The sequence below is a fragment of the Zestomonas carbonaria genome (genome assembly GCF_904061905.1).
Lineage (GTDB): Bacteria > Pseudomonadota > Gammaproteobacteria > Pseudomonadales > Pseudomonadaceae > Aquipseudomonas > Aquipseudomonas carbonaria.
The window spans coordinates 215,944-228,266 of sequence record NZ_CAJFCI010000071.1 but is presented as its reverse complement, the minus strand read 5'-3'; the positions used below and the strand labels follow the sequence as shown (position 1 = coordinate 228,266).

Below are 12,323 nucleotides of genomic sequence, written 5' to 3'. Positions count from 1 at the left end.
TGGAGGCTGGAGGCTGGAGGCTGGAGGCTGGAGGCTGGAGGCTGGAGGCTGGACAGCGTTCTGGTCAGGCCTCTTCGCTGTCAAACCTTTTTTCGCGGCTATGGGCCGCTCCTACAAACACGGCCTCGATGCCGACCTGTAGGAGCGCGCCATGCGCGCGATCCCCGGCAACGCAAAAGCATCGCCAGCAAGCCGGCTCCTACAAAAGCGGACGGGTAGCCGGATGCAATCCGGCTACGTGGCTGCTCACCACCAATCCTGGGCTGCTTTTTCGTCCAGCCCTCCAGCCTTCAGCGCTCTTAACCGGCCCTTGCCTTAACTGGCGAACAGATACGCCTCCACATCCATCCCCGCGTCGCGCATCTGGGCGAGCTTGTAGCGCAGGGTGCGTGGGCTGATGCCGAGGCGTTCGGCGGCTTCCTTGCGGCGGCCGCGTTCGGAGCGCAGGGTGTCGATGATCTTCTGGTACTCGACGCGGCGCATGTCGTCGCCCAGACCGCTGCCGGCGTCGGCCGGAAGCGCCACTTCCGGCGTCGCGACCGGCATGGCCGGCGCGCTGACCGGCGCCAGGCCGATGGGTGCGGTCAGGCACAGGTCGTGGGGCTGGATCAGCCCGGACTGCTGGAGGATCAGCGCGCGCTGGATGGCGTTGTCCAGTTCGCGCACGTTGCCCGGCCAGGCATGGGCCAGCAGGCACTGCTGCGCCTCGCTGGAAAAACGCACGCCGGCCTGGTTCATTTTTTTGGCGTGCTTGGCCAGCAGCCGTTCGGCCAGCGGCAGGATGTCGGCGGGCCGCTCGCGCAGCGGGCGCCAGGCCAGCGGGAATACCGACAGCCGATAGTAGAGGTCTTCGCGGAAACGCCCCGCCGCCACTTCCGACGCCAGGTCGCGGTTGCTGGTGGCCAGCACGCGGATGTCCAGGCTGACCGGCTTGCGCGCGCCGACCCGCTCCACCTCGCGCTCCTGCAGCACGCGCAGCAGCTTGGCCTGCAAGCCCAGCGGCATCTCGGAAATCTCGTCGAGGAGGATGGTGCCGCCATCGGCCAGTTCGAACTTGCCCGGCTGGGCAGTGATGGCGCCGGTGAACGCGCCTTTCTCGTGGCCGAACAGGGTGGCCTCGAGCATGTTGTCGGGGATCGCCGCGCAGTTGATGGCAATGAACGGTTTTCCGGCGCGCGGCGACTGCTGGTGGATATAGCGGGCCAGCACCTCCTTGCCGGTACCGGACTCGCCGGTGATCAGCACGGTGGAATCGCTCTGCGCGACGCGCGCGGCCAGTTCGAGCAGTTGCCGGCTGGCCGGCTCGTTGGCCACCGGGCCATCGCTGTCGCCCTGCCCCAGGCGCCCCAGGGCATGGCGCGCCACCAGTTCCAGCAACGCCTTGGGCTCGAACGGCTTGACCAGGTAATCCGCCGCGCCCTGGCGAATCGCATCGACGGCGCGCTCCACCGCGCCGAACGCGGTCATCAGCAACACCGGCAACTGCGGGTACCGGGCACGGATGCGGCTGAGCAACTGATGGCCGTCCATGCCGGGCATGTTGACGTCGCTGATCACTAGGCTGAACACCTCGCGCTCCAGTGCCTCGAGCGCCGCCTCGGCGCAATCCACCGCCAGGTACGGGTGGCCGCCCAGCGACAGGGTGTCGGCCAGGGCCTCGCGCAGCGCGCGATCGTCTTCGACCAGCAGGACTTTGGCTGTCATCGGTATTACTCCTGAATCGATTGCGCCGCGGGAATCAGCGGCAACAGCAAACTGGCGCAGGTGCCACGGCCAGGACGCGAGCGCAGCAGCAACTCGCCCCGATGCGCGCGCGCAACGGCCTTGACCACCGCTAGGCCGAGGCCGGTACCGGTGGTCTTGGTGGTGAAGAAGGGTTCGCCCAGGCGCGCCAGGGTGGCGGCGTCGATGCCCGGGCCATCGTCGCTGACGCACAGGCGCAGGCTGTCGTCGCGGCGGTACAGGTGGACCTTCAGGCGCGCGTCGCGGCCCGTCGCCTGGATGGCGTTGTCGATCAGGTTGAGCACGGTGCCGACCAGGGTGTCGCGGTTGCACAGCACCTCGCCGGCCTGGGCGTCGCACTGCCAGCGCACCCGCATGCCGGCCAGGTGCGGCTCGGCCGCCGCGCGGACGGCATCGAACAGCGCCCTGGGCGCCAGGCGGTCGGGCATCGGCAGGTCGCCACGGGCGAACACCAGCATGTCGCGGACCTGGTGCTCCAGTTCGTGCAGGCGCTCCTTGAGACGCCCGGCAAAGCGCTGCTGCTGTTCCACTTCCAGCACCTGCTCGCTGAGGTGGCTGGCGTAGAGCATGGCGGCGGACAGCGGCGTGCGGATCTGGTGGGCCAGCGAGGCGACCATGCGACCGAGCGCCGACAGTCGCTCGTTGCGGGCCAGTTGGTCCTGCAGGCGACGGGTTTCCGTCAGGTCATTGAGCAACACCAGTTGCCCCGGTTCGCCGGACAGCGAACGGGTGGCGATGGACAGCCGGCGGCCATCCTTCAGGGAAATCTCATGGCCGTCATCCTCGCGGGGCGCGAAGCAGCGCGCGATCACCTCGCGCCAGAGCATGCCCACCAGCGGCTTGCCGAGCAGGTTGATCGCCACCGGGTTGGCCTCGCGCACCACGCCCTGGCCGTCGATGACGATCACCCCGCCGGGCAGCAGGTCGAGCAGGCTCTGCAGCCGATGGGCCAGGCGCTCCTTCTCCGCCAGCTCCTGCATGCGCTGGGCGCTGACCAGGGCCAACTGGCCCTTCAGGTCGGCAACTCGCGCTTCGAGCAGGTTGTAGGACTCGTTGAGCTGGGTGGACATCTGGTTGAACAGGGCGAACGCCTGTTCGATGCCGGCCCGGCTGGTCTGCTCCGCCGAAGACGGGCTCTCGGAATCGCTACGGATAGGATCGGCGGAATGGCTGGCAGCGTGGCTCATGCTCTTCTCTCTGTCTCGAACCGTCAGTAAACGGTTGGTCGACAGAGACATAGCAATCGCCGTGCCTGAAATTTTTTATCTTTTGATTCAGATAGTTAGGAATGAAGCGTCAAATCACCGACGATTCTACGGGGTTGATTGGATTCCCGCGTTCGCGGGAATGACGTAACCCACACCAAGCCCTCACACGTCGTCCCCGCGAACGCGGGGACCCAGTAAAAAAGCAGGCGAACGACTCAGTCATCCACTCCCACTTCTTCGTCGCGCCGGCTCATGCCGTACTTGCGCATCTTCTCAACCAGCGTGGTGCGGCGGATGCGCAGGCGTTCGGCGGCGCGCGCCACCACGCCGTTGGCGTCGTCCAGCGCCTGCTGGATCAACCCCTGTTCGAGGTTGCCCAGGTAGTCCTTGAGGTCGAGCCCTTCCGGCGGAAGCATGGCCGAGCCATTGAGCCCCGGCATGTTGCCGGCGATGATTGCCGCGCGCTCCTCCATCTCCTCGCGGATGCTGGCCAGTTGTTCGTCCTCGTCGTCGACGTGGCGAAACTTCTTCGGCAGCTCGGAGACGCCGATCACCCCGTAGGGATGCATGATCGCCATGCGCTCCACCAGGTTGGCCAGTTCACGCACGTTGCCCGGCCAGTCGTGGCGGCACAGCGACATGATGGCGGCGGAGTTGAAGCGGATCGAACCGCGCTTCTCCACTTCCAGGCGGGAAATCAGCTCGTTGAGCAGTAGCGGGATGTCCTCCACCCGCTCGCGCAGCGGCGCCATCTCGATGGGGAACACGTTGAGGCGGTAGTAGAGGTCTTCGCGGAAGGTCGCCGTCTCGATCATCTGTTCGAGGTTCTTGTGGGTGGCGGCGATGATGCGCACGTCGACACTCTGCGTCTTGTTGCTGCCGACCCGCTCGAAGGTGCGCTCCTGCAGCACGCGCAGCAGCTTGACCTGCATCGGCAGCGGCATGTCGCCGATCTCGTCGAGGAACAGGGTGCCGCCGTTGGCCAGTTCGAAGCGGCCGGCGCGGTTGGTGATAGCCCCGGTGAAAGCGCCCTTCTCGTGGCCGAACAGTTCGCTTTCCAGCAACTCGGCGGGAATCGCCCCGCAGTTCACCGGCACGAACGGCGCGTCGCGGCGCTTGGAATGGTAGTGCAGGTTGCGCGCCACCACTTCCTTGCCGGTTCCCGACTCGCCGAGGATCAGCACGCTGGCGTCGGTGTCGGCGACCTGCTGCATCATCTGCCGCACCTGCCCGATGGCGCGGCTGGTGCCGACCAGACTGCGGAACAGATTGGGCTCGCGGGAACGGCCGCGATCACGGGCCTGGTCGTACATCTCGCGATAGACCTGGGCACGGTGCAGCGAATCGAGCAGCTTGTTGTAGCTCGGCGGCATTTCCAGGCTGGCCAGCACCCGGCGGCGCATGTCCTCGGGCCAGTCGGCCGGCGTCGGATCGCCGATCAGCAGCACCGGCAACTGTTCGTCCCAGCTCGCCAGTTGCTTGAGCAACTCCAGCGCCCCACCCTTTGCGGTGACTTCCCCCAACAGCACGCTGATCACTTCACGCGAATTGTCGAGGCCCTCGACAGCCTCCCGCCATTCGCGGCAATCGCATGCGATGTGTTCTTCCCCCAGGAAATTCAGAACGACCGCCAGGTCCCGGCGGCGCTCACTATTATCGTCAATCAGCAGGATCTTGGTTTCACGCCACATCTTTCTCTGATCTTTTAGCGAGGAGTGAGAGGAGAAAGCACGCCGGGCAGAATTCCGGAAAGCGCCATCATTTAGCCACTAGTAAAGTCAAAAAACCCGCTAGAGTCAAATTTATGGCGTGATTTTTCCGAACATGCCGACGAACAGCAAGAGCTTGTTCAGGCTGGAAGAAGCAAAGAATACAGGGAGATTAGCGTGAAGCGGGAGCAGCAATCCAGCACGGGGCGCGGCATGCGCGCCCTTTGGATCAGCCGAAGAGTTGGTAGACCTTGGCGCCTTGCTTGGACTGGTTCAGTTGCATGAGCTCGCCGGCCAGACGACGCTGCTCGGCCTGGCAGACCTCCACCAGTTCGCGGTAGAGCTCGAGCAGCTCTTGCATGCGTACTTTCAGCAATTCCTCATCGGGCAGTGGATCGGCCATGGCCTCGTCCACCGCACGGCGGCACTGCTGGTCCAGCTCGCCAATGGCAGCCCAGTCCTGGTTTTCAAGAGCCGCACGCAGCGCGCTGCCGGTCTCTTCAAGAAGCTGCACAGCGAAACTCATGTTCTGTCTCCTTCGAATCATTCCAGCGGCGCAATTGCGTCCCAGCCGGACTTGATCGTACGCATCAGTTGGGAAATCTCATCGAGAATCGCCAGGTCGTTCGTGGCATTCGCCTCTACGAGACGACGAGTCATGTATTCGTACAGGCGATCGAGATTGACCGCGACTTCTCCACCACGCTCCATGTCGAGCGCACCACGCAGGCCGCCAACGATGGCGATGGCCCGGCTGATCAACTCTCCCTTGCTGGCCAACTGGCCCCGCTCGAGCGCTCCGCGGGCCTGGGCCATGCGGCTGAGTTGACCGTCCATAAGCATCTGGACGAGTCGATGGGGACTGGCCTCGGCGACCATGACATTGGTGTTGACTGCCTGATACTGCCGAAGAGCTGTAGACGCGTTCATGATCGTTCTCACTGGGCTACTGGAGACATACCCTATATATCGGTTCTACCCAGCGAAGCTTTAGTGAGTTTTTACCCTTCTCTTCGATGTCTCGTGACAGCGTGATCAGGACTTGTTGTTCCGCGCAGTCAGGGCTTCCAGGCTGGCCAGCAGCGAGTTGCCGGTGCCGGTGAGCTGGCCCACCAGGTTGTCCATGGCGTTGTACTGGGCGTAGAGCCGCGCTTCGAGGGCCGTCATGCTGCGCTCGTGCGCCTCGCGCTGCTTGCTTATGTTGCTGAGAGTTCCCTGGAGCGATTCGGTCCGCTCTTTCAGCACGCCGCCCGCCTGGGTGTAGATTTTCACCTGGTCATCCAGTCGCTTGAACAGCCCCTCGTTCCCCGTGAAGAGGGCGCCGATCGACTCCGGGCTTTTCTCGATGATCTTGTCCAGCTTGCTCTGGTCGATGAGCAAGGTGCCGTCGTTCTGTGTCTTGATCCCCAGGTCCGCCAGAATCTTGATTTCACCGTTGCCGGTGTCCATCGACGTGGTGAGTTCCTTGCGCACGGTATTGAGCAACTGACGCAGGCTCGAATCACCGACCAGGGCGCCACTGTTGGTCGTCTTGCCATCGGCGCCCTGGGAAACCTTCGTCAGGCTGTCGGTTACCTTGATCAACTGGTTGTAGGCATCGACGAACTTCTGGACCGATTCCTTCAGGCCTTCCTTGTTCGGACCGACAGTCAGGGTCGTGATCTTGTCGACGCTCTCCGGGAGCAGCTCGAAAGTGAGGCCGTCGACGGCGCCTTCGACCTTGTTGGTCGCGCTGGACAGTTTCAGGCCATCGAGCTCGAATTCGGCATTCTGGGCCTTGGTGATATATCCGGCCCCGCTTCCCTGTTGCTGCTGGGAGCCGTCCACCTTGAGTTGATCAAGGGAGGCGTTCGAGCCCGAGACCGAGATGTCCTTGCCCTCACCCGTGACGGAAGAACTGAAGATGAGACGGGACCCCGCCTGCGGATTGGCGGGGTCGTTGACGATGTTGGCGGTGATGCCCTTGTCCTTCAACTGGGTGTTGATGGCGTCACGCACTTGAAGCAGCGAAGCCCCCTCGGCGATATCCACCGTGAAGCTTTCGTCGTCGCCGAGGCTCACGGTCAACGAACCGCCGCTGAATGCGGTATCCGCCGCAACGCCTTCGGTGACGACCTTGGACGAGCTCGCCAACTGGTTGACCTTCACCTGGTAGCTACCGGCGACCGCATTGTTCGAAGCAGAGACGGTGATCTGCTCAGGCTTCGAGGAAAGTGCGGCCAGGGCCGAGAAGGCAGTGTCCTTGCCCAGGTCTTTCATGGCCTTCTGGAAGGCCTCGAGAGCGCTCTGCAGTTGCCCTACGCCAGATATCTTGGCATCGGCCTGGCTCTTGAGGCGGTCAAGTTGAGCTGTCTTCGGGGCACTCTGCGCATCAACCAGCGACTTGACGATAGCGTTGATATCGAGCCCGGAACCAATACCGGTGCCAGTAATGTTTGCCATGTGCTGAACCTCGACAGTCTTTTGACAGTAACCATTTCCTGCATGGCTACGAGCAGAATTCGGGCCAAGTCCCTCAAGCGGAGGTATTGAGCATCAGGCTCCGCACTTCTTCCAGATGCTTCAGCAGACGAAGCGCCTCTTCGGAAGGGATCTGGCGAATGACATCGCCGGATGCCTGTTCCCGCACCTCGACGACGACCCGTCCACTGGAATCATCCACCCGGAAGGAAAGATCGCGCTGAATGGACTGCACGAACTCCTGAAGGAAGACGATCGCCTCCCCCAGTGCACCGACACCCTCGGATGGACTGGCACTCCGCTCTTCGATGGCCGACGAGCGTTTTTCCTCGGAGTAGGCAGCGCTGGGATTGCGACCTTGCGGCGTCTGCTCTGCGGCACGTTTCATATCAATCACGCCAGCCGATCTGACGCCCTGCACATTGATATCCATAACCGCCTCTCTTGAAAGGCAAAAACAGGGGTAGGCGTCCAGTGACCCCTCCCCTGTTCATCTTCGCCGTTTAGACCATTACTGCAGGAGGCTGAGCACCGCCGACGGCAACTGGTTGGCCTGGGCCAGGATCGCGGTGCTGGCTTGTTGCAGCACTTGGTTCTTGGTCAGGTTAGCGGTTTCGGCAGCGAAATCGGTGTCCTTGATGCGGCCACGGGATGCCGAAACGTTCTCTGCGATGTTCTGCAGGTTGGCGATGGTGTTCTGGAAGCGGTTCTGTACAGCACCCAGGTCGGCGCGCTTGCTGTCGATAGTGGCCAGAGCAGCGTCGATCGCGGAGACCGCAGCCTGGGCGCCGGAAGCGGTGGTGATGTCCACGGAGCCGGAAGCCACACCGAGGCCGGAAGCGTTGAAGGAGCCTGAGCCCATGCTCACGCTGATGGTTTCGTTGGCGTCGGCACCGACCTGGAAGTCCACATTACCGCTGAAATCAGTGCCGTTGAGCAGGTGCAACTTGCTGGAACCACTACCGAAGCTGGTGGTGTCAGCGATACGGTCCAGTTCGGTCTGCAGGGCCACGACTTCCTGGTTCAGGGACTCGCGGTCGACGCTGCTGTTACTGCCGTTGGCCGCTTGCAGAGCCAGTTCACGCATACGCTGCAGGATGTCGGTGGACTGCTGCAGGGCGCCTTCGGCCACCTGGGCGATGGAGATACCATCGTTGGCGTTGCGAACCGCGACATTCAGGCCGTTGATCTGGCTGGTCAGGCGGTTGGAGATCTGCAGGCCGGCGGCGTCATCCTTGGCGCTGTTGATACGCGAACCGGTGGAAAGACGCTGCATGGAAACACTCAGGGAATCGGAAGCGCGGTTCAGGTTGCGCTGAGTGTTGAGGGAAGCGACGTTGGTGTTGACGGTCAATGCCATGATATTCGTCCTCCGAAGGACTGAGCTTGATTGCCTGAGCTTGCGACTCCGAGCCTGCAGCTCATGCGGCTATTGAGTTCGCGTTCATTGGTTGTATCGGCGTCTGTTGCAAAACCTTTAGCTTTCCGATGCAACTTTTTTCGCGGCCCGGGTCGTGCGAAACACTGCGCAGCCCAAACCTTGATCAAGCTATCGCCCTCTTTCCGGCAAACTTTAGGTTGCATTCTGAAAAAACCGGGGGAGCCGAACGAGGCTTCCCCCGGTACATCGCAAAACGGCTGTCAGCTCGGCAGCCAGGCCTTGCGCCATTCGAGCAGCGAGTCTCCCTGCAGCATCCAGTCCCGCCTCACGACTTCCCGCAACGCATCACCGGCCTTGGCCGTGGCATCCAGGTCGGCAAGATGCATGCGGATCGCTTCCAGCCAATCTTCGGTACGGTTCTTGACCAAGGTGACCGGCATGCCGCAGCGGTAGGTCACGATGTCCGTGCAGATCACCGGGAAGCCGCACGCCCCGTACTCCAACAGGCGCAGGTTGCTCTTGCACTCGTTGAACAGGTTCATTTCCAGTGGAGCCAAGGCCAGATCCAGGTTCATGCTGGCAAGACGCTCCGGATAGCACTCGATGGGAATACCCGAATGGAACTCATGGATATAGGGCCTGAGCAATTCGGGGCACATGCCGAAGAACACCCATTCGACCTCATGCGCCAGTTCACGCACCACGTCGAAAATGAGCTCCAGGTCTCCCGTATGGCTCGAACCGCCAGCCCAGCCAACGCGAGGCTTGCGCCCCACCCGCCGCTCGCTGCTCAGATGTCCCCACCACTCAACCGGAAGGCGGTTCTGTACTACACGGATATCCGGGTGCAAACCAGCGAAGGCCTCGGCCAGCGGCTCGGTCGAGACGACAAAGCGATCCACTAGGCTCAAGGCCTTGTTGATGTAGTCCATCACATCCTTGGGTATCCGTTTGTAGTGGATGCTTTTCTGCGGCACTCCCGGAATGAAGTCATCCATGTCCATGACACGGAAAGCACCGGAGAACGTTTTTGCTTCCTCTCGCCGCAGCAGGCTCTCCGGCGTGAACTGGCGCTGATAGACGATGCTATCGGGCGCGAAACGCTCCAGCTCCACCGGCGCCAGCAACTGGCCAGTCGAAACACCTTCGATCAGCGCTTCGCGCTCCATGGCCAGGAACGGCTGATACAACCGATAGTGGCCACATCCACCACCGTCGGATGGATGGCACAAAACGCGAGGGAGTAACGGCTGCCCAATAGGTTGCCACTCACGGGTTCTGGAATAGTCAGGGGTGAAGCCGAATCCGCTGATGGACAGGTTCTGGTTGTAGGCTGGGTCTCGGGCAAGCACAGGCAACCACTTTTCATACATGCCAACCCGGGCTGCCTGCTGCTCCTGGGACTCGAGCGAAGGATCGACGCTTTCCGTCAACACCTCACCGGCCTGGCGCATCAATGCATGAGCAGCCCACAGGGTGAGGTAGCCGGCCTGGCCGATCTTCAGGCAAAGATCGACATCGGCATAGTCGTTGCGAATGCCCTCCCCTCCCATGCCGCCCACTTCCTCGTACAAGTGCTTGCGCACCAACATGCAGGCACGGCTCACCGCGCTGTAGCTCTGGTCGACCTGCAGACGGCTCATGTAGCCCGGAGCATCGCCCGCCTCACCAATGAACACGCCGCCGGCCGGACCACGCAGTCCCAGAACGATACCGGCATGCTTGACCGGCCCGAAGCGGTAGAGCACTTTCGCCCCTACGACTCCGATCTCTGGGCGCAGACCGTGGTTGAGCATTTCGTCCAGCCATTCGGGCTGGGTTACCCAAGTGTTGCTGGCAAGCAGTAGCAGGTACTCGCCGCTTGCAACACTGGCGCCCAGATTGCACATCGCCGACAGATCTAAACGCCCGGGGTGGCGTTCGACCCGGACTCGCCCCGCCCCCACGGCAGCAACGTTACCCAACCAGTCCCGTACCGGTGATGAGTCATCAAGGCTTCCCACCAGCACGACTTCATAGTTCTGGTAGCGAGTCACCTCCAGGAGACTGTCGACACAGCGCTCCAGCCGGGCCAGCTCGTCATCGACCGGAATGATGATACTGACGAGAGGCTGGGCCTTGTGCGCATACCGGATGCGATAACGCCCTGGGAGAACGGGAGCCACGATAGAGTCGTCGTAACCACGTGCCGCGAGGTGCCTGCCGATTGCTCGGAGTTCATCCGCCTTGTCTGCCGGAGACTTCCTGGCAGCGATGAGCAGGGGCTCATCGACGTGCGCCAGTCCCGCGAAACCGCCCTGCTCCACCATCCGGAGGATGAAGTCGAGCTCGAAAGCCTCGGAGAATCCGGGATCAAAACCGTCGAGCGCAAGCAGGGTTTCCTTGCGGAAGAACCAGTGGGAGGCCATCGCTCCGGGATAGGAGAGCAGGAGATCAAGATTGAATCCAGGCCGCAACAGCGATGTACGTATCCCCTCTCCATCGATCTCCAGCTCATCTCCATAGACAGCTCGACAACCCGGTGCGGACAACAGCTCGATGGCCAGGGTCTGCAACCCGGCCGCCGTGAACTCGGTTCCGGCCTCAACCAGCATCAGCCAGTCGAACTCGACCTCCGCGGCGATCAGGTTGAGGGTTTCCACCAGGTTACGCTCATCGACCTGTATGAAACGCAACTCCTCGGACGAGTTCTCCTTGGGGATATCGATCGCCGTTAGAACAGTGATCTTAACGTTCCGATAGAAGCAACGATCATTGTCCAGGCTCTTGATCGTAGCGATCACCTTCTGTAGATCGCCAGCCAGATCCTTGATCACCACTTGGAAGAGCGGCGCTTCAGGGTTGTCCTCGAGCGCCGAGTTGACCAATTGCACATGAGTCTCGGCCGGGACCCGAGCATCAAGCCACCGATCAAGCCAGAAGCGCTGACTGACGGCCTCCTTGGTCGCTTGTGCCTGGGTCTTCCTGGTGAAGACGACTAACTGATCCCAGAAACGCTCCTCCAGCTCGGCATGCCAATCGCGAATAATCGGCAACCCACTTACTGCCTTCTGCAACGACGACGTGGAATCGTCCAGGGCAATACCGCTGTGGCGGTAGAACTTCAGGGTCTCCTCAGTGAATGCCAGGTGCTCGTACCCCTTGGCCTTTAACGCGACGACCGGACAGCCGCAGAGCATGGCTTTGGTGCAGGTCGAGGATGTCTCGAACGAATAAAGAACCTCGGCAGACTTGAACTTCTCCGCCAACTGGGCCAGGGGAAGCGGATCTGCCATCGACAATATCTCGACATCGGGCGGCAGGATGGAAAAGTCCACGGCATCCTGGGACACCCGGTTCAAATACAGCAACCGCGATGTCTTTCCCCGCTGCGGATCGGGTGAAAACATCTCCATGTCAGTACCGGGCAAGGTCAGAAGATCGACTGCAAGCTCCCCGTCCACGAACTCTTCACGGAAATAGAAGAACAGGTCATGGATACCGGCGCCCATCCGATTGCCGCCGATCAGCCCCTCCTTGTTGAGGATGTAACGCACTACGACCGGCGTCATCAGCGGATTGCCGGACGCAACCTCCGGATAGACTCCGACGGGCACCTTCCCGGCCTGCTTGTGACGCTTCTTGATCGCATCGGTCAGTAACGGTGTCTTGAGGTCCGGATTGACCCGGTTGGCTCCGACTATGTAAGCCTCGAAACCCTCCAGGTTCAGGGCATGGCACAGATAGTGGAGCACACATACACCCGAGGAGGACTCTCGATAGTCAGGGGCCAGGATGTAGTAAGGGTGTCCGGGTTTGCGGTGCAGTCTGCTGTTCATGTGA

At 61.9% G+C, this 12,323-nt stretch carries 9 protein-coding genes; all 9 read right to left on the bottom strand.

The window, feature by feature from the left end; genetic code table 11:
- Window positions 1-315 precede the first annotated feature (315 nt).
- On the bottom strand, window positions 316-1,704 hold the full coding sequence (gene fleR / locus PSEWESI4_RS17885) for a sigma-54-dependent response regulator transcription factor FleR (RefSeq protein ID WP_187672568.1): 1,389 nt from the start codon (window positions 1,702-1,704) through the stop codon (window positions 316-318).
- Between the two features lie 5 nt (window positions 1,705-1,709).
- The gene (locus PSEWESI4_RS17880) at window positions 1,710-2,930 is read right to left on the bottom strand and encodes a sensor histidine kinase (RefSeq protein ID WP_187672567.1); all 1,221 of its coding nucleotides are present in this window, start codon (window positions 2,928-2,930) and stop codon (window positions 1,710-1,712) included.
- 236 nt (window positions 2,931-3,166) lie between these two features.
- Entirely contained in the window at window positions 3,167-4,642 is a 1,476-nt protein-coding gene (locus PSEWESI4_RS17875; RefSeq protein WP_187672566.1) for a sigma-54-dependent transcriptional regulator, read from the bottom strand.
- Between the two features lie 247 nt (window positions 4,643-4,889).
- On the bottom strand, window positions 4,890-5,186 hold the full coding sequence (gene fliT / locus PSEWESI4_RS17870; protein WP_187672565.1) for a flagellar protein FliT: 297 nt from the start codon (window positions 5,184-5,186) through the stop codon (window positions 4,890-4,892).
- Between the two features lie 17 nt (window positions 5,187-5,203).
- The gene (gene fliS / locus PSEWESI4_RS17865; protein ID WP_187672564.1) at window positions 5,204-5,590 is read right to left on the bottom strand and encodes a flagellar export chaperone FliS; all 387 of its coding nucleotides are present in this window, start codon (window positions 5,588-5,590) and stop codon (window positions 5,204-5,206) included.
- 105 nt (window positions 5,591-5,695) lie between these two features.
- Entirely contained in the window at window positions 5,696-7,102 is a 1,407-nt protein-coding gene (gene fliD / locus PSEWESI4_RS17860) for a flagellar filament capping protein FliD (protein ID WP_187672563.1), read from the bottom strand.
- A gap of 73 nt (window positions 7,103-7,175) precedes the next feature.
- Window positions 7,176-7,553, bottom strand: coding sequence for a flagellar protein FlaG (locus PSEWESI4_RS17855; RefSeq protein WP_235978959.1), 378 nt, complete (start codon window positions 7,551-7,553; stop codon window positions 7,176-7,178).
- Between the two features lie 78 nt (window positions 7,554-7,631).
- Window positions 7,632-8,480 (bottom strand): flagellin domain-containing protein, encoded by an 849-nt coding sequence (locus PSEWESI4_RS17850; protein WP_187672562.1) that lies wholly within the window; start codon window positions 8,478-8,480, stop codon window positions 7,632-7,634.
- Window positions 8,481-8,761: 281 nt separating this feature from the next.
- Window positions 8,762-12,319, bottom strand: a complete 3,558-nt coding sequence (locus PSEWESI4_RS17845) for a glycosyltransferase (RefSeq protein ID WP_187672561.1) — start codon at window positions 12,317-12,319, stop codon at window positions 8,762-8,764.
- Between the last annotated feature and the right edge of the window lie 4 nt (window positions 12,320-12,323).

Excerpts from the sequence above, each read along its gene's own strand:
- PSEWESI4_RS17845 (WP_187672561.1), bottom strand. The coding sequence starts at position 12,319 with ATGAACAGCAGACTGCACCGCAAACCCGGACACCCTTACTACATCCTG.
- fliD (WP_187672563.1), bottom strand. The coding sequence starts at position 7,102 with ATGGCAAACATTACTGGCACCGGTATTGGTTCCGGGCTCGATATCAAC.
- PSEWESI4_RS17880 (WP_187672567.1), bottom strand. The coding sequence starts at position 2,930 with ATGAGCCACGCTGCCAGCCATTCCGCCGATCCTATCCGTAGCGATTCC.
- fliT (WP_187672565.1), bottom strand. The coding sequence starts at position 5,186 with ATGAGTTTCGCTGTGCAGCTTCTTGAAGAGACCGGCAGCGCGCTGCGT.
- PSEWESI4_RS17875 (WP_187672566.1), bottom strand. The coding sequence starts at position 4,642 with ATGTGGCGTGAAACCAAGATCCTGCTGATTGACGATAATAGTGAGCGC.
- fleR (WP_187672568.1), bottom strand. The coding sequence starts at position 1,704 with ATGACAGCCAAAGTCCTGCTGGTCGAAGACGATCGCGCGCTGCGCGAG.
- fliS (WP_187672564.1), bottom strand. The coding sequence starts at position 5,590 with ATGAACGCGTCTACAGCTCTTCGGCAGTATCAGGCAGTCAACACCAAT.
- PSEWESI4_RS17850 (WP_187672562.1), bottom strand. The coding sequence starts at position 8,480 with ATGGCATTGACCGTCAACACCAACGTCGCTTCCCTCAACACTCAGCGC.
- PSEWESI4_RS17855 (WP_235978959.1), bottom strand. The coding sequence starts at position 7,553 with ATGGATATCAATGTGCAGGGCGTCAGATCGGCTGGCGTGATTGATATG.